Source organism: Xanthomonas albilineans (assembly GCF_009931595.1).
GTDB lineage: Bacteria > Pseudomonadota > Gammaproteobacteria > Xanthomonadales > Xanthomonadaceae > Xanthomonas_A > Xanthomonas_A albilineans.
In genome coordinates this window covers 190629-208183 of sequence record NZ_CP046570.1, presented here as the reverse complement: position 1 = coordinate 208183, position 17555 = coordinate 190629, and the positions used below count along the sequence as shown (strand labels likewise).

Genomic DNA, 17555 nt, shown 5'->3' with positions numbered 1-17555 from the left:
ACCACGCGCAGTCCGCTTACAGGTCGTCGAAACCGTTGTCCGAGTTGGTCTTCTTGTAACTGGCGTTGCGCATCTCGAAAAAGTCGGTCTTGGTCTCGGTGAAGTTGTCGGCGTAGGCCTTGATCCAAGGCATCACGTTGTCGCTGGCGCCGGTGTACAGCTTCTCGATGCCGAGCATGCCGGACATCTTGTTGGCACGGTACTTCACGTACTGGATCATCTCGTCCACGTCGATGCCCTCGATACCGTCGAGCACTTCCGAGGACCACTCGGTCTCCAAGCGGATCGCATGTTCGAAGGCCTGGTGCACGTAGTCGGTCAGTTCGTTGGTCTGCAACTCGGCGTTCTCACCGATGATGGCGCGGATCAGCTCGCTGATGAACTTGGTGTGGGCCAGTTCGTCGCGGTTGATGAAGCTGATGATCTTGCCGGTGCCGGTCATGCGGTTCTGCCGCACCAGGTTGTAGAAGTAGGCGAAGCCGGAATAGAAGTTGATGCCCTCCAGAATCGAGGACTGGATCAGCGAGCGCAGCAGGGTCTCGGCGGTCTTCTCGCGCATGAAGTCGTCGTAGGCCTGCATGATCGGCTGGTTGCGCGCGACGATGGTCGGATGCGTGCGCGCGATTTCGAACACGCGGTTCTGGTCGGCCAGGCCGGCAATCGACGCCAACACGTAGGAGTAGCTCTCGTTGTGGATCACCTCCTGCTGGCCGATGATCGCGGCATTGGCGTGCGCGGCCGGGTCGGTGATGTATTCGGCGACGTTGTAGATGAAGCGCGTCTGCGGCGAATCCAGCGTGGCCAACAAGCCGATGATCGAGTCGTAGGCGTTTTTCTCGCGCGCCGACAGTTCGCCGTACTGCTTGGCATCGCCCTTCATGTCCACTTCGTCGGGGATCCAGAAGTTGGTCGACAGTTCCTTGTACGCCCGATAGAAGGACGGGTACGGGATATCGTTCCAGTTGAGGATGCCGCTGGTGGTGCCGTTGATGATGCCGGTGGACCGGTTGGGGTGCAGCGGTTCGAGAATCTTGATGCGATCGAGCGCGATGGCCATGAGATTTACTTCGGAAATCGGGTGAACGGCGCCGACATGCGGCGCGACGGAAACACTCCACGCGCACCGGGACATCCCTGGCACGCACGGCGCTGGGCGCTAGGCGCCGGCGATCAGCTGGAGCACCACTCGCATTCGCTGATGTCGATGTCGTTGGAACGCACGTAGTAAGTGGTCTTCAGGCCTTCCTTCCACGCGGTCATGTGCAAGTCCAGCAGCGTGCCGGCGCGAATGCCGCTGGGCACGTAGAAGTTGAAGCTGATCGATTGATCGACGTGGCGCTGACGGCGGGCGTTCTGGCGCACGCTGGCGAACTGGTCGACCTTGTAGGCACCCTTTTCGTAGTACGGATAGGTGTCCACGGTCAGCCCCGGCGCCACCACCGGGCGACGGAAGTCCTTCTTCTCTTCGTAGTAGAACGCGCTGTAGATCGGGTCGATCGAGGCGGTGGAGCCGGCGATCTGCGCGGTGCTCATGTTCGGCGCCACCGCCACCATCCAGGCGTTGCGCACGCCATGCACGCTCACCTGCGCGGCCAGTTCCTGCCACTGCGCACTGTCGTAGCCGCGCTTGCTGAAGTACTCGCCGTTCTGCCAGTCGCTGCCCTTGAACACCTTGTAGGCGCCCTTTTCCTGGGCCAGCGCCAAGCTCGCCTGGATGGTCAGGTAATTGATGCGCTCGTACAGCGTGTCGCTGTAATCCTCGGCCTGACGGGAGTTCCACTCGATGCCCTTCTGCGCCAGCAAGTGGTGCCAGCCGAAGGTGCCCAGCCCAATCGCGCGGTACTTTTGGTTGGTGATGGTGGCCTGCGGCACCGGCAGGTCGTTGAGGTCGATGACGTTGTCGAGCATGCGCACCTGGACGCGGATCAGCCTCTCCAGAATGTCCGGCGACAGCAGATCCGGCTGTGCGGTGACCGCGCGCCCCAGATTCACCGAGGACAGGTTGCACACGACGAAGTCGCCGGCCTGCTTGGTAGTCACGATCTGATCGCCGCTGATCATCTCCTGGATGACCCGGGTCGGGCTCATGTTTTGCAGAATCTCGGTACACAGGTTGCTGGAATAGACCATGCCCTGGTGTTTGTTCGGGTTCATCCGATTGACTTCATCGCGATAGAACATGAACGGGTTGCCGGTCTCCAACTGACTGACCATGATCCGCTTGAACATGTCGATGGCCTTGACCACCTTGCGACCGATGCGTTCGTCGGCCACCACTTCCTCGTATTTGGCGCGGAAACTGCCTTCGCCGCGCTTTTCGTCGAAGAAATCCTGCAGGTACCAGCCCTTGACCTCCTTCACCTCGTACGGGTCGAACAGATACCACTCGCCGCGGCGCTCGACCGCTTCCATGAAGATATCCGGCACGCACACCGCGGTGAACACGTCGTGCGCGCGCAGGCGCTGATCGCCGTTGTTCAGGCGCAGATCCAGGAACGCCTCGATGTCGCGGTGCCAGATGTCCAGGTACACGGCGATGGCGCCCTTACGCTGGCCGAGCTGGTCCACCGACACAGCGGTGTTGTTGAGTTGCTTGATCCACGGCACCACGCCGCCGCTAGAGTTCTTGACCCCACGGATCGCCGAGCCGGAAGAGCGCACGTAGCCCAGGTAGGCGCCGACGCCACCACCGTGCTTGGACACGCGCGCCACGTCGGTGTTGGAGTCGTAGATGCCTTGCAGGCTGTCGTCGACGGTGTCGATGAAGCAGCTCGACAGCTGCCCGCCGATCTTGCCGGCGTTGGACAGGGTCGGGGTGGCGACGGTCATGTACAGGTTGGACAGCGCCCAGTACGCCTCGCCAACCAACTGCATGCGCCGCTCACGCGGCTTTTCATCCTGCATCAGGTACAACGCGATGGTCAGCCAGCGCTCCTGCGGCAGTTCGTAGACCTTACGCGAGTTGTCGGTGGCCAGATAGCGCGTCGCCAGCAGGTACAGGCCGTTGTAGGCGAACAACTTGTCGCGTTCGGGATCGATCATCCGGCCGGCCTCGGCCAGCTCTTCCTTGGAATAATTCTTGAGGATGTTGATCGAATACACGCCGCGATCGGCCAGACTTTCCTGCAAGCCGACGTAGGAGCCGTACTTCTCGCCAGCATCGTAGAAACGGTTCTTGCTGGCGCGCTTGTACAGGCGATCCAGGTACAGACGCGCGGCAAAGTACTCCCACTCCGGCGTGGCGATGTCCACACGCGATTCGGCTTCGCGAATCAGGTAGTCGACCATCTCGTCGGCGGACAGGCTTTCCTTCTTCTCGATGAAAGCGAACGCCTTGCGCTCGTAGTCGCTCACATCCAGCTGCGGGAACTCGGCGTGGATCCGATCCAAAGTGCGCTGCAGGCGCGAACGGTCGAAGGCCATGCGGCGGTTGCCGCCGTCCTTGACGATCCAGGTGACGGCGCGCTGATCGTTGCTCGGCTCGCTGCTGGCCGTGGTGGGCTGCGCGATGGCGGCGGCGGTCGTGGAATCGACGGTGTCGTCGATGGAAGCGGCAGCCGGCAGGCTGTGGGTCTGACTCATGAACGTGTCTCCAAGCGTGATGCACACAGCCACCCGCCCCCCCCTCAGGCAGCGGTCCGACCGAATCGGCGGAGGGATACGGTGTCGCGGAGAAGCAGCAGCGCAGGCGGCGCCTGCGAGCGGTCATCTGCTACACCAACCATCTCCCCCCGGAGACACTAAAGTCGGCGCCACGCGGTGTGCTTCACGCGGCTGTCGGCAGGTCTTCGGGCTGATAGGCCGCGCGGCGACTGGGCAGTTCCGAACCCGTCGCTCGCCAAGGCGGGAGCCTCAGGCAGTGAAGGATCGTTCCCAATGACCGCTGCGGCACAGCACCGACGTTGGCGCTCACACGCCACGCCGGCTTCCCTTTTGATCCCGTGGCGAGGTGCCGCAGGAACCGACAACCCCAAGATAGTGGGGTGCAATAGTGACGTCAACGCTAAATGTAGGTGCAATCACGAAAAGCTAAGCCTGCCAATGGCTTGCCTGCGTCACCCGCCTCCATCACCAGGATCGAGGCCGTGATGACCTTGTGAAACAACCAAGGAACGGAGCCAAAACGGGGATGCGGCGGGCTGTCCGCACAACGCAAGCGGGCGGCCGATGGCCGCCCGCTGCAAGGGACAAACGTCTGCCCGGCGCTACCGCCACGGGCAGAGGACATCGCAGTGCCGGATACCGCCGCCGTGCGACGGGTCGGGACACCCCTGACTCAATCGACCACGATCAGATTCACATCGATGTTGCCGCGGGTGGCATTAGAGTACGGGCATACCTGATGCGCCTTATCTACCAGCGATTGCAGCGCCGCACGCTCCATGCCCGGCACCGCGATGCGCAGTTCCACGGCGATGCCGAAGCCACCGGGGATCTGGCCGATGCCGACCTTGCCTTCGATGGTCGGTTCGGCCGGCAGCTTGAGCTTGTCCTGACCGGCGACGAACTTCATCGCGCCGAGGAAGCAGGCCGAATAGCCGGCCGCGAACAGTTGCTCCGGGTTGGTGCCGTCGCCGCCGGCGCCGCCGAGTTCGCGCGGGGTCGACAGCTTGACGTCCAACGTCTTGTCGGGGGTCACAGCGCGGCCGTCGCGGCCCCCGGTGGCAGTGGCGGTGGCGGTGTAAGCGATGGTGGTCGGTGAAGCCATGGTGATACTCCTTACGAAGGACGACGCCGTAGCGTCAGGGATGGAGAGAGTCGAACACCGAGTAGGACGCAGCAAAATCGGCGAATTGAACGCAGGCGACGCTCAAGACGCGACCAATAATTTGCCGCGCACGTCCTCCAGTTCGTGTTTCAAACGGGTCAGTTGCTCCAGATCGCAGGCGACCGCGCACAACACACGCTCCGGCAACACCTGCGCCCGCTCGCGCAGGGCGTGACCGCGTTCGGTCAGTGCGACCACCACCCGACGCTCGTCCTCGGCGGCACGGCGGCGGGTCAGCAGGCCGAGCGTCTCCAGGCGCTTGAGCAATGGGGTCAGCGTGGCCGAATCCAGGAACAGGCGCTCGCCGATGTCCGAGACACTGCGCTGGTCCTGTTCCCACAGCACCAGCATCGCCAGATATTGGGGATAAGTCAGGCCCAGCGCGCGCAACAACCCCCGGTAGAGCTTGTGCATCGCCAAGTTGGCCGAATACAGCGCGAAGCACAACTGGTTGTCCAGCCGGAGCAGGTCGGTGGCGGCAGTGGAGGGGAGCGGGTTCATGTGCCACATGATAAATAGCACGCTATTTAATAGCAAGCGATATTTATGCGATGCAATCCTCACTAATGCAATGCCGCGACGGGCAGATCCACGCGACTGCGTCGTGTGGGCGGCGCAGCTACCAGGCCATGGACGGTCAGTCGCCCGCCGCCGCAGGGCGCCGCCGGGCCGGCGCACGACACCCACTGCATCCGCGCCACCTGCCAGACAGCGGCATCTCTATGGGAAAACGCAGGTCCATGCTGCCCGCTGTTACCAGGCGGCGCGGATGCGCCGCACTCAGCCGCGGTGCGCGGCCGCCAGGTACTCGGCGCTCTGCATTTCGATCAAGCGCGAGGCGGTGCGTTCGAACGCGCCGGCCAGGCGCTCACCGGTGTACAGCAGCGGCGGCGGGTCCTGCGCCGTGCAGACCAGATTGACATGCCGGTCGTACAACTCGTCGATCAGGTTGACGAAGCGCCTTGCCGCGTCTTCGTTCCCGCGACCGAAGTGGGGAATGCCGCCGAGCAGGAGAGTGGTGAACTCGCGTGCGATTTCGATGTAATCATTCGGACTACGCGGCCCCTCGCACAACGCGGCGAAATCGAACCAGACGATACTCTTGCCACGTGCACGCACCGGGATCTTGCGCGCTTCGATCTCGATGTTGCCGCGGCGCGCCTCGGCGTTGCCGGTCAGCTCGCTCCAGCGTTGTTCCAGCCATGCGTCGGCCTCCTCGACCAACGACGTGCGGTATACCGGCGAGCGCGTCAACGCGCGCATGCGGTAGTCCTCGGCGCCTTCGGCGTACAACTCCACGCAGTACTTTTGCAGCAGCGCGATGACTGGCAGGAAGCTCGCGCGCTGCAGGCCGTTGAGGTAGAGATTCTGCGGCGCGGTGTTCGAGGTGGTCACCAGGGTGACGCCCTCGGCGAACAAGCGCTCCAGCAATCGTCCAAGCAGCATCGCATCGCCGATGTCGGTCACGAAGAATTCGTCCAGCACCAGCACCCGCAAGCGGGTGCGCCACTCCTGCGCGATCCTGGCCAAAGGATCGCTATGCCCGGCCTGCTCGCGCAAGCGCTCGTGCACACCGCGCATGAAGCGGTGGAAGTGCGTGCGGTACTTGCGCTCGATCGGCAGGCCATCGTAGAACAGATCGACTAGGAAGGTCTTGCCCCGCCCCACTCCACCCCAAAAGTACAAGCCACGGACCGGCTCGGACTTCTTCCAGAACGCCGCCATGCGATCCAGCCAGCCGGATTGCTCGCTGTCCACGATCACCCTGTGGAGACGGTCCAGTTCGGCCAACGCGGCATGCTGCGCCGGATCGTCGCGCCAGTCACCGCGCGCCACACCATCGGCGTAGCGCTGCGACGGTATTGCCGCCGAACTCACGCCTGTGCCGCCGGCAACCAGCCCTTGACCGCGTGCTGCAAGGCACCGCGCAGATCGATCAGCTTACGATGGAAGAAATGACTGGTATCAGGCATGCGTACCAGTTGCGGTGGCGACGGCAACGTCTCCAGCCAAGCGTATACCGCCTGTGAATCGACGATTTCGTCGGCATCGCCCTGAATCACCAACCACTGCGGCGGCGGCGCCACGCGATCAAAATCCCAGCGCCCGACCGGCGGTGCGATCGAGATCAGCACCTGCGGCTGCAGCGCGGCGCTGGCGCGCAGCGACACATAGGCACCGAAACTGAAACCGGCCAGCCACAATGCATCGTGCGGACGCTGCGCGCGCACCCAGGCGGCCACGGCGGCCAGATCCTGCTGCTCGCCCACGCCGTGATCGAAGCTGCCGGCGGAAGCACCGACGCTGCGAAAGTTGAAGCGCACCACGCACACGCCGAGTTCGCGCAACGCGCGTGCGACCATCGTCACCACCTTGTTGTGCATGCTGCCGCCCTCGGTGGACAGCGGGTGGCAGACGATCGCGGTGACTGGCAACGCGACGACATCGGCATCGGGGAGGTCCACGGCCGCCTCGATCGGACCGGCCGGGCCGTGCAGGGTCAACGCAGCAGAGGCGGTGGGAAAAGCGGGAGATGTCATCCCAACATCATACCGGGACGATGTGCAGACTACATGCGAACGTGATGCATGCAGCGTTCTTTTTCGAACCGGATCCTGCACGTGGCGTGCGGTTGTCCTGACTGGAGGATGCGGCGTGCTGGCGCCGCTCCGGCCTCAGCGACGCCAGGCAGGAAACGGATCGTCCAGCCCCTGCCACGCCACCGGACCCTGCCGCAATTCGGCATCGTCGAGCAGACAGGCATCGAGTTCGGCGCGCACCCGCACCTCGTCCAGGCCAACCCCGATCACGGCCAACTCCTGACGACGATCGCCCCACAACGGATGCCACATGGCGCGCAACGCGGCGTATTCGCGCGCATCGCCAACCTCCTCGGCCTGCGGCGGCGGGGCGTTCCAACACGCGGTTTGTTGCCGCTGCCAACCCAGCTCGGTGTACGGCAGCGGCGACGGCGGCAGCACCAACGGAGTTTCCAGCAAGCCCTGGTCCACGCGCTCGCGCGCGGCGTACCAAAAGCCAGCGGCCTGGGTCTGGATCGCCGGACCGACGATCGACAATTCGCCGACCCAATCCATGCGGCTAGCCAGCCAGAAAAAACCCTTGCTCCGGATCACATCGCGCAAGCCACGCTGGGTCAGGTGCGCAAAGCGCAGCGGATGGAACGGACGCCGTGCGCGATACACGAAGCTGCCGATATCGAACTGCTCGGTTTCCGGCGTATGTTCGCCGCGCAACGCCTGCATCCAGCCCGGCGCCAGTTGCGCACGCACGAAATCGAAACGACCGGTCTCCAGCACCAAGTCCAGCGGCACATCGCCGCGACTGGCCTCGACGATGCGCGCATCGCGGTTGAGTGCGCGCAGCACCGCCCGGGTGCGGTCGAGCATGACCGTATCGGCCAGATCGCTCTTGCTGATCACGATGACATCGGCGAACTCAATCTGCTCCACCAGTAAATTGACCAGACCGCGATCGTCGTCGTCGCCGGCCTGCAGACCGCGATCGGTCAGACGCTCGGCCGATGCGAAATCGCGCAGGAAACTCACACCATCGACAACGGTGAGCATGGTGTCCAGCCGCGCGACGTCGGCCAGACCGTGCCCATCGGCATCGCGCATGGCAAAGGTCGCCGCCACCGGCATCGGCTCGGAAATACCAGTCGACTCGATCAGCAGGTAGTCGTAACGGCCACTGTCTGCCAGACGCTGCACCTCCTGACGCAAATCGTCACGCAGAGTGCAGCAGATGCAACCGTTACTGAACTCGACCAGCGTTTCCTCGGTGCGGCTGAGCGCGGCGCCACCCTCGCGCACCAGCGCCGCATCGATGTTGATCTCGCTCATGTCGTTGACGATCACCGCCACCCGACGCCCCTCGCGGTTGCGCAGCACGTTGTTGAGCAGCGTGGTCTTGCCAGCGCCAAGGAAACCGGACAACACGGTGACGGGAAGACGGCGGTCGGAGACGGCGGAGATGGACATGGCGGACATCGGCGTGAGACGCGCTCAGGTGCGCTTGAGAATGTTAGTCTATAACGCAATAAGTGCCCGAACCGTTGCCAGTGAAATCCTTGCCGCAACCCTTCCTCGATGCATCCGCAATGCTGCTGTCCGGGTTGTGCCTGCTGCATTGCCTGGCATTACCGTTGCTGGCCACAGCCCTGCCGCTGCTCGGCACCTGGGCGCAGGCCGAGTGGGTGCATTTGTTGTTCGTCGCCATCGCCGCGCCGCTGGCCGGGCTGGCGCTGTGGCGCGCACACCAACATGAGCCGCTGCCCTGGCCGCTGTGGGCCCTGGCCTTACTGGGGCTGGCTGGCTTGCTAACCGGTGCGCTCGATCTTGCCGGCAAAGACAACGAAACCCGCATCACCGTTGCCGGCAGTCTGGCCCTGGCCAGCGCCCACCTGTGGAACTGGCGCCGGCACCGGCGGCATTGCAGTTCCTGAGCAAAACGCACACGACGCACACGCCGATGCAAACCAATTGCTGTTGTACGTACTCGCAGCGACCACCACGCACGCGCACAGTCGCAAGGGCATCAGCCCTAGAATTTGGCGCCGTTGATCGACATCGGCAGGATGATCGATGGGGCTAAGGCACCCAGGTCTTATCGACCCGATGGAACTGGCTACCGTAGACCTGAGGCTGTTTCAGATTGATCTGCACACGATCCACCAGAAGCGAATACGCCTTATGATCGATGCCATCAGGGAGATGCGACGGGTTCAGTCGTTTGAGCATCTTTTACTGTAACGCGGGATCGGCATCTGCGTGCTGAAGCAGCAGCCAGGCCGATTGCACGCCCTCCTGGCCGACTTCGGCGGCGGTAGGGAAGTGCGCTGAAAGCACGGCGCGCAGGCAAGTCAAATTGGCCGCGTCCACCTTCTGCATCTTGGCGAACGCCTGCGAGTCGAGGGCATCGCCATCCGCCTGCCAGGCATTACGGGCTTGCTGGTCACAATCAGCCATGGATTCCAGTTCGTCCCGGAGCGCTGGCTGGTCGGCGCTGCCGCTGCATAGCCGGTCACATGAGTGGCTGCCGGCGTTTCGTGCTGATCTTTACCATGCCGCGGCATCGGGGCAAGCCGTCCTGATAATGACGAAAGGATAAGCGCCGCAGGAATAATGAGGTTGCGCATCCATGTGACCCTCAAGCAATCAGGGTGTAAACGCATGCGACACCCGGCGGCGGCGCGCGCCGCCCGGCACAAGGCCAAGGTCACTTCAGATTGGACAACATCCAATCCACCGTGGCGTGGATCTGCGCTTCGGTCAGCCCCGGGTTGCCGCCCTTGGGCGGCATGATCCCGCCATCGGGACCGTTGTAGCCCTCGATCGCGTGCTTGTAGAGCGTCGGCTTACCCTGTGCGATGCGCGCATCCCAATGCGCGTGGTCCAGCGTCGGCGCCTTGCCCACGCCATTCGTGTGGCAGGCGGTGCACAGGTTGTTGAAGATCGTCTTGCCATCGGTGGTGCCACCGTAAGCCGCCTGCGCCGAGGCCTTGGCCAGGGCCGCCGCCTGCGCGGCGGCCTGCGCCGCGGCGCCGGTGCTGCCGGCGTAGACCGCGCCGACCGGCGCGATGCGCTCCTCGGTGCGCTTGAGCGCCACTGGCGACACTTCCGGCGGAATCGCCCGCTGCAAGTAGAACGCCAACGCCATCAACCCCAGGGTGATCAGCATCAGCAGGCCGATCACCAGCGAGAAGCGCTTGAGAAATTCGAGGTCGTAATTCCGCACATCACACCCCTTTGGCACGTGGTGATCGGACCGCCACTACGCGGTCGAGTATAGCCAGCGTTTGCTCCGCACGACACGCCGGCAACGCCGACGAGCGCAAACCAAACGTGCTGCATCGCAACAGTCCACTGTCGCCGACAGGGACGGCTCAGGCGCTGGCGAGCGCGCGCAAGCAGAAACGGTCCCCTCCACCAGCCGCTCGCTATCGCGCAGACCATTGCGACTGGGCGCGCCGCGGAACCCGCCTGCGGCAATGAGCCGCCGCGCCGCCAACAGAATGCGCTGACAGTTGCCGGCAAGGCATTCTTCCATCCGCGCACAGCCGTAGGACACAGCGTGATTTTATGTCCAATTTGTGAATTCGCACTCACTTCCTTATCGCCCCCGGCTACGCTAGGCATGCCTTCAACGTCGCCGGTGCCGCTCGGATTCTCGGTACCGCCGCCCCCCCATCATCCCCGGAGCCTGCCGCATGTTGATGCCGTCACTGAACTTCGACCTGGGGGAGGAGATCGACCTGCTGCGCGACAGCGTCGCCGCCTTCGCCGCACGCGAGATCGCACCGCTGGCCGCGCAAGCCGACCGCGACAACACCTTCCCCGTGTCGCTGTGGCGCAAGCTCGGCGAACAAGGCCTGCTCGGCCTCACCGTCGAGGAGGAATACGGCGGCAGTGCGATGAGCTATCTAGCGCACGTGGTGGCGATGGAGGAGATTTCACGCGCCTGCGGTGCCATCGGCCTGTCCTACGGCGCGCATTCGAATCTGTGCGTGAACCAGGTGCGTAAGAACGGCAACGCCGCGCAGAAGACGCACTACCTGCCCAAACTCTGCAGCGGCGAACATGTCGGTGCGTTGGCGATGAGCGAACCCGGCGCAGGCTCCGATGTGGTCTCGATGAAACTGCGCGCCGAGGCGCGCGGCGACCGCTACGTGCTCAACGGCAACAAGATGTGGATCACCAACGGTCCCGACGCCGACGTGCTGGTGGTCTACGCCAAGACCGATCCGGCAGGCGGCGCGCGCGGCATCACCGCGTTCGTGGTCGAGAAGACCATGCCAGGTTTCTCCACCGCGCAAAAGCTGGACAAGCTCGGCATGCGCGGCTCCAACACCTGCGAGCTGGTGTTCCAGGACTGCGAAGTGCCTGCGGAGAATGTGCTCGGCGAGGTCGGCGGCGGCGTGCGCGTGCTGATGTCGGGCCTGGACTACGAACGCGTGGTGCTATCCGGTGGTCCACTGGGGCTGATGGCAGCGGCGCTGGACGTGGTGCTTCCCTACGTACACGAACGCCACCAGTTCGGCGAAGCGATCGGCAACTTCCAACTGATGCAGGGCAAACTGGCCGACATGTACGTGGGCCTGAATGCCTGCCGCGCCTATGTGTACGCCGTGGCTCGCTCCTGCGACGCCGGCCGCACCACCCGCCAGGACGCCGCTGGCGCAATTCTGTATGCCGCCGAGAAAGCAACCTGGCTCACCGGCCAAGCGATCCAGGTACTGGGCGGCAATGGTTACATCAACGACTACCCGACCGGACGCCTGTGGCGCGATGCCAAACTTTACGAAATCGGCGCCGGCACCTCGGAGATCCGCCGCATACTGATTGGCCGTGAGCTGTTCGAGCAAACCAAGTAACGCCGACGGTTCCTGTAGGACAGGTTTTTCCTCCACTCTCTTCCACGGTCTCTGCGATGCCTGCGATCCAGACCCAATTGCAACCCGGCAGCGACAGCTTCGCCGCCAATGCCGCCGCGCTAGGCGCGCTTGTGGACGACCTGCAGCGTACCCAGGCACGAATCGCGCAGGGCGGCAGCGAGGCCGCACGCGCCAAGCATCAAGCGCGCGGAAAACTGCTGGCACGCGAACGCATCGACGCCCTGCTCGATCCCGGTAGCGCGTTCCTGGAGATCGCAGCGTTGGCCGCACTGGGCCTGTACGACGATGAAGTGCCATGCGCCGGCGTGGTCGCTGGCATCGGCCAGGTCTGCGGCGTGGAATGCGTGATCGTGGCCAACGACGCCACGGTCAAGGGCGGCACCTACTACCCGATGACGGTCAAAAAACATCTGCGCGCGCAGGAGATCGCGCAGCAGAACCGGCTACCTTGCCTGTATCTGGTCGATTCCGGCGGCGCGTTCCTACCGTTGCAAGACGAGGTATTTCCCGACCGCGACCACTTCGGCCGCATCTTCTACAACCAGGCCAACCTGTCGGCGCAAGGCATCGCCCAGATCGCCTGCGTGATGGGCTCGTGCACTGCCGGTGGCGCCTACGTGCCGGCGATGAGCGACGAGACGGTGATCGTGCGCGAGCAAGGCACGATTTTCCTTGGCGGACCGCCGCTGGTGAAAGCCGCCACGGGCGAAGATGTCAGCACAGAAGAACTGGGCGGTGCCGATATCCACACGCGTATTTCCGGCGTGGCCGACCATCTCGCCGATAACGATGTGCAGGCACTGGCACGCGTGCGTGCGATCGTGGCCCAACTCAACTGGCGCAAGCCAACTCCGGCACTGGCACTGCGCGCACCGGAGCCGCCGCTGTATCCGGCCGAAGAACTGTACGGGGTGATTCCAGCCGATCCACGCAAGCCATTCGATGTGCGCGAGGTGATCGCGCGAATCGTGGACGGCTCGCGCCTGGACGAGTTCAAGGCACGCTACGGCACCACCCTGGTTACCGGCTTTGCACACCTGCATGGATATCCGGTGGGGATTGTCGCCAACAATGGCATCCTGTTTTCAGAATCGGCCCTCAAGGGCGCGCACTTCATTGCGTTGTGCGCACAACGCGGCATTCCGCTGGTATTCCTGCAAAACATTACTGGCTTCATGGTTGGGCGCAAATACGAGCATGGCGGCATTGCAAAGGATGGCGCCAAGCTGGTGATGGCGGTGGCTTGTGCCAAGGTGCCCAAGTTCACCGTGGTGATCGGCGGCTCGTTCGGCGCCGGCAATTACGGCATGTGCGGGCGAGCGTACTCGCCCAATTTCCTGTGGATGTGGCCGAACGCGCGGATCGGGGTGATGGGTGGCGAACAAGCCGCAAGCGTGCTGGCGACCGTGCGCCGCGATGGCATCGAAGCCAAGGGCGGGCAGTGGTCGGCCGAAGAGGAGCGCGCGTTCAAGACGCCGATCCGCGAGCAGTTCGAGCATCAATGCCATCCCTACTACGCCAGCGCGCGACTGTGGGACGACGGCATCATCGACCCGGCGCAGACGCGGCGGGTGTTGGGCTTGGGGTTGTCGGCGGCATTGAATGCGCCGGTGGAACCGAGTCGGTTCGGAGTATTTCGGATGTGAGCAGGCGAGGGCGCTTGACTTGCCTTTCAACGTGGCTGAAAGCGGTCGCATACCAGGCCATGTCTGCAAGAGCCAGCCATGCTGTTGCTTGTGCTGTTGCTTGTGCTGTTGCTTGTGCTGTTGCTTGTGCTGTTGCTTGTGCTGTTGCTTGTGCTGTTGCTTGTGCTGTTGCTTGTGCTGTTGCTTGTGCTGTTGCTTGTGCTGTTGCTTGTGCTGTTGCTTGTGCTGTTGCTTGTGCTGTTGCTTGTGCTGTTGCTGTTTTGCTTTTGACTGACCGGGCCCCCTCGGCGCGGCAGCCACGATGGGTGAATACCCGAAGGGCGACGCGCACGATGCGCGTCGTTTTTCGCCGGCACATGAATGTGCCGTCGAAAAATGCCCATCGTGACTGCGAACCTGGAGCGCGTAGCGCGGAAGGAGCGCTGCGGGGTGTGCTTTCTTTTGGTGACTTTTCTTTGCACAAGCAAAGAAAAGTCACCCGCGTGAGCGGAAGCTTTTGCTTTGAAGCTTCAGGGCAGAGCGAGAGCCAAGGCCAAAACAAAAGCCAAAGCTTTCGCCTGGCGGCGAATGTTGCCGACGAACTCTGCTCGCTGGCAATCCCCATATGCACGCAGACACTTGCGCATATGCCAACGCTATGAACACACATATTGATCACCAACACACCATCGCCACACGCAGGCTATCGACTCCGTCCCCCCACCGCCTCCTTCTTGCCCCAGGCACCTGACCATGGCAACGCCCAACCTGACGACGTTCGACAAGATCCTGATCGCCAATCGCGGCGAAATCGCCTGCCGGGTGATCGCCACGTGTCGCCGATTCGGCATCGCCACCGTGGCGGTATATTCCGATGCGGATCGCAACGCTCGCCATGTCCGCATGGCCGACGACGCCGTGTACATCGGCGCCGCACCTCCACGCGAAAGCTACCTGCACAGCGAGCGCATCCTCGATGCCGCACAGCACTGCGGGGCGCAAGCGATCCACCCCGGTTACGGCTTCCTCTCCGAGAACGCGACCTTCGCCGAGCACTGCGCCAGACGCGGCATCGTCTTCATCGGTCCACCACCGGCAGCGATCCGCGCGATGGGCAATAAGAGCGCCGCCAAGGCGCTGATGCAGGCCGCCGCCGTGCCGCTGACACCGGGCTACCACGGCGAACGCCAGGAGATGGAATTCCTGCGTACCCAGGCCGATGCCATCGGCTATCCGGTACTGATCAAGGCCAGCGCCGGTGGCGGCGGCAAAGGCATGCGCCGAGTCGACCACAACGCGGACTTCGCCACGGCACTCGTCGCGTGCCAGCGCGAAGCACAAGCAGCGTTCGGCAATGCGCATGTGCTCGTGGAGAAATACGTGCTACGCCCGCGCCACATCGAAATCCAGGTATTCGGCGACCAGCATGGTGAATTCGTGTACCTGTTCGAGCGCGACTGCTCGGTGCAGCGCCGTCACCAAAAAGTGCTGGAAGAAGCGCCGGCACCGGGCATGCGCGAAGAACAACGTGCGGCGATGGGACAGGCCGCGGTGGAGGCCGCGCGTGCGGTCGGCTACGTCGGCGCCGGCACGGTGGAGTTCATCGTCGCGCCCGACGGCGCGTTCTACTTCATGGAAATGAACACCCGACTGCAAGTGGAACATCCGGTCACCGAATACATCACCGGTACCGATCTGGTCGAGTGGCAACTGCGCGTGGCGGCTGGCCAACCGCTGCCACAGCGCCAGCACGAACTGACGATCCACGGCCACGCGCTGGAAGCACGGCTGTACGCGGAAGACCCGGCGCGCGGCTTCCTGCCCTCCATCGGCACATTACGACACCTGCGCCTGCCCGCCGCCGACGCGCACACACGTGTCGATGCAGGGGTCGAGCAAGGCGATGTGATCGGTCCTCACTACGACCCGATGATCGCCAAGTTGATCGTCTGGGATACGACCCGCGCAGGCGCGCTAAGGCGTATGCAGACGGCACTGAGCGCCTGCCAGGTGGTCGGCGTCGCGACCAATGCCGCGTTCCTGCAACGCCTAGTCGCGACCAGGGCATTCGCACAGGCGGACCTAGACACGGCGCTGATCGAGCGCGAGCACGCCGCGTTGTTCGACACGGCGACACCGACCGCAGACGCGATCTGGTACCTGGCCGCGCTGGCCTGGTTACTGCACGAGCGCGCGCAAGTCGCTCACCCCGACGATCCGTATTCGCCCTGGGATCTGCGCGATGGCTGGCGTCTGGGCGCATCCGCACCACGCCAACTGACGCTACAGCATGGCGAAATGCGTCGCTGCCTGCGCCTGAGCACCCAGGCCAACGGCTGGCGCGTGCACGACAGCGATACCAATACCGAACTGGACGTCGCCGGACAGTGGCACGATGACCGCCTGACCGCGCACCTGGGCACGCAGCGCATGCAGGCCGACGTCGTGTTCGTTGGCAACCAATTGCATCTGTTCGTGGCCGGCCAGGGCTATCTGTTCGAACGTCACGACCCCATCGCCGAAGCGGACCAGCCGGCCATCGACAGCGGAGGACTGACCGCGCCGATGCCGGGCCGCGTGATCGCACTGCTGGTTGCGCCCGGCACGCAGGTGACCCGTGGCACGCCCTTGCTGGTGTTGGAAGCGATGAAAATGGAGCACACCCTGCAAGCACCCACCGACGGCACGGTCCACGGCTACCGCGTCCGCGAAGGCGAGCTGGTCGCCGATGGCGTCGCGCTGCTGGAATTCGAAGCAGCCTGATCCATCGCGCCGCGCCGCCACAGTCGCCAGCGCGGCGGCGACGCGTCACACTCGGTATTCGTCCCTCGCCCTGCCGCTGCCATGAAGCTCACCGCTCACGTTCTCGACGGCCACACGCTCGACGTACGTCCAGCGCCGCGCGAGCGGCCATGGATGGACCTCACCGCCGAACGCTACGCCTACCGCTGTCTACCGCTGGACATCGCCAACACACACGGTTGGGAACTGCTGTGCCAGACCGCGTTCGAGGCCGATTGGAACGGCGGCAACGCACTCGACGACCTGCGCGTGCATCCGTCAGCGGACACGCAGGCACCGGCGGTCAGCCACTTCGGCTATGGCGTGCTCACCTTCCACGTGCCATGCCTGTTCCGCACCGAGTCAGGCGTGGACCTGTACGTGACCGCGCCAATCAACCGGCCCAAGGACGGTATCGCCGGCCTCACCGGCCTGATCGAAACCGACTGGAGTCCCTACACCTTCACCATGAACTGGCAGTTCACCCGGCCCGGACGCGTGCGCTTCGACGCTGGCGAACCGTTCTGCCACTTTTTCCCGGTACAGCGCCAGCTACTGACGCAGACGCAGCCACGCTGGCAACCGTTGTCGCAGACGCCGGAACTGGAGCGCGAACACCAAACGTGGATGCATAGCCGTGGCCAGTTTTTGCAAGATTTGGCGCAGCCGGATTCGGCGGCCAGCCGCGAAGGCTGGCAACGCAGCTATTTTCGCGGCCCCGCGCCTGGGCAATGTCCCGCCGGGGTCGAGCACCGGGTAAAACTGCGACTGGCGCCGTTCACTCGCGAAGAAGACAGCCATGACGACTGAGCCGTCGCGAACGGCATCGCAGTGACACGCTATGCCGTTGCGGTGTGCGCAAACCACGCGCCATCGAATGCCTGTGCCAACCCACCGCAAGTTGCACCAGACACGCCGGAGCTGCGCTGCGTCGCTAGGGCGCGCGTGCACCGAGGCGATCCTCCCG

General features: G+C 63.9%; 17 protein-coding genes and 1 riboswitch. Of the genes, 7 read left to right on the top strand and 10 right to left on the bottom strand.

Annotated elements, in window-relative coordinates; genetic code table 11:
• Positions 1-16 precede the first annotated feature (16 nt).
• The 7 genes from XaFJ1_RS00825 to XaFJ1_RS00795 all read right to left on the bottom strand — a co-directional run bounded on the left by XaFJ1_RS00825 (position 17) and on the right by XaFJ1_RS00795 (position 8769).
• Positions 17-1057, bottom strand: a complete 1041-nt coding sequence (locus XaFJ1_RS00825) for a ribonucleotide-diphosphate reductase subunit beta (protein ID WP_012914725.1) — start codon at positions 1055-1057, stop codon at positions 17-19.
• 113 nt (positions 1058-1170) lie between these two features.
• Positions 1171-3582, bottom strand: a complete 2412-nt coding sequence (locus XaFJ1_RS00820) for a ribonucleoside-diphosphate reductase subunit alpha (protein WP_012914724.1) — start codon at positions 3580-3582, stop codon at positions 1171-1173.
• Between the two features lie 180 nt (positions 3583-3762).
• Positions 3763-3981, bottom strand: a riboswitch (cobalamin riboswitch).
• Positions 3982-4276: 295 nt separating this feature from the next.
• Positions 4277-4708, bottom strand: coding sequence for an organic hydroperoxide resistance protein (locus tag XaFJ1_RS00815; RefSeq protein WP_012914723.1), 432 nt, complete (start codon positions 4706-4708; stop codon positions 4277-4279).
• A gap of 102 nt (positions 4709-4810) precedes the next feature.
• Complete coding sequence (locus tag XaFJ1_RS00810; protein ID WP_045756649.1) at positions 4811-5269, bottom strand: MarR family winged helix-turn-helix transcriptional regulator; 459 nt, start codon at positions 5267-5269, stop codon at positions 4811-4813.
• A 279-nt stretch (positions 5270-5548) separates the two neighbouring features.
• Positions 5549-6646, bottom strand: a complete 1098-nt coding sequence (gene zapE, locus XaFJ1_RS00805) for a cell division protein ZapE (protein WP_012914721.1) — start codon at positions 6644-6646, stop codon at positions 5549-5551.
• A complete protein-coding gene (locus XaFJ1_RS00800) occupies positions 6643-7308 on the bottom strand; it encodes an alpha/beta hydrolase (RefSeq protein WP_012914720.1) in 666 nt (221 codons plus the stop codon). Before XaFJ1_RS00800 ends, zapE begins: the two co-directional genes overlap by 4 nt.
• 135 nt (positions 7309-7443) lie before the next feature.
• Positions 7444-8769: a GTP-binding protein gene (locus XaFJ1_RS00795; RefSeq protein ID WP_045757137.1), complete on the bottom strand. Its 1326-nt coding sequence runs from the start codon at positions 8767-8769 to the stop codon at positions 7444-7446.
• 119 nt (positions 8770-8888) lie between these two features.
• Here XaFJ1_RS00795 and XaFJ1_RS00790 point away from each other — a divergent pair, with 119 nt between their 5' ends.
• The gene (locus XaFJ1_RS00790; RefSeq protein ID WP_187388430.1) at positions 8889-9233 is read left to right on the top strand and encodes a MerC family mercury resistance protein; all 345 of its coding nucleotides are present in this window, start codon (positions 8889-8891) and stop codon (positions 9231-9233) included.
• Positions 9234-9378: 145 nt separating this feature from the next.
• On the opposite strand, the gene XaFJ1_RS00785 is transcribed toward XaFJ1_RS00790, so the two are convergent.
• The 3 genes from XaFJ1_RS00785 to XaFJ1_RS00775 all read right to left on the bottom strand — a co-directional run bounded on the left by XaFJ1_RS00785 (position 9379) and on the right by XaFJ1_RS00775 (position 10525).
• Positions 9379-9528 carry a hypothetical protein gene (locus XaFJ1_RS00785; protein WP_012914717.1) on the bottom strand — a complete coding sequence of 50 codons (150 nt, stop codon included), beginning with the start codon at positions 9526-9528 and terminating at the stop codon, positions 9379-9381.
• Positions 9529-9531: 3 nt separating this feature from the next.
• Positions 9532-9756 carry a hypothetical protein gene (locus XaFJ1_RS00780; RefSeq protein ID WP_012914716.1) on the bottom strand — a complete coding sequence of 75 codons (225 nt, stop codon included), beginning with the start codon at positions 9754-9756 and terminating at the stop codon, positions 9532-9534.
• Between the two features lie 250 nt (positions 9757-10006).
• Positions 10007-10525: a c-type cytochrome gene (locus tag XaFJ1_RS00775; protein WP_012914715.1), complete on the bottom strand. Its 519-nt coding sequence runs from the start codon at positions 10523-10525 to the stop codon at positions 10007-10009.
• Between the two features lie 472 nt (positions 10526-10997).
• On the opposite strand from XaFJ1_RS00775, the gene XaFJ1_RS00770 reads away from it, so the two are divergent.
• The 6 genes from XaFJ1_RS00770 to XaFJ1_RS00745 all read left to right on the top strand — a co-directional run bounded on the left by XaFJ1_RS00770 (position 10998) and on the right by XaFJ1_RS00745 (position 17398).
• Positions 10998-12161, top strand: a complete 1164-nt coding sequence (locus XaFJ1_RS00770; RefSeq protein WP_012914714.1) for an isovaleryl-CoA dehydrogenase — start codon at positions 10998-11000, stop codon at positions 12159-12161.
• Between the two features lie 56 nt (positions 12162-12217).
• Positions 12218-13828, top strand: coding sequence for a carboxyl transferase domain-containing protein (locus XaFJ1_RS00765; protein WP_012914713.1), 1611 nt, complete (start codon positions 12218-12220; stop codon positions 13826-13828).
• 78 nt (positions 13829-13906) lie between these two features.
• Complete coding sequence (locus tag XaFJ1_RS00760) at positions 13907-14098, top strand: hypothetical protein (RefSeq protein WP_161525127.1); 192 nt, start codon at positions 13907-13909, stop codon at positions 14096-14098.
• Positions 14099-14160: 62 nt separating this feature from the next.
• Positions 14161-14469: a hypothetical protein gene (locus tag XaFJ1_RS00755; RefSeq protein ID WP_155393845.1), complete on the top strand. Its 309-nt coding sequence runs from the start codon at positions 14161-14163 to the stop codon at positions 14467-14469.
• Between the two features lie 91 nt (positions 14470-14560).
• Entirely contained in the window at positions 14561-16570 is a 2010-nt protein-coding gene (locus XaFJ1_RS00750) for an acetyl/propionyl/methylcrotonyl-CoA carboxylase subunit alpha (RefSeq protein ID WP_012914712.1), read from the top strand.
• 81 nt (positions 16571-16651) lie between these two features.
• Positions 16652-17398 (top strand): DUF6065 family protein, encoded by a 747-nt coding sequence (locus tag XaFJ1_RS00745; RefSeq protein ID WP_012914711.1) that lies wholly within the window; start codon positions 16652-16654, stop codon positions 17396-17398.
• Positions 17399-17555: the final 157 nt, after the last annotated feature.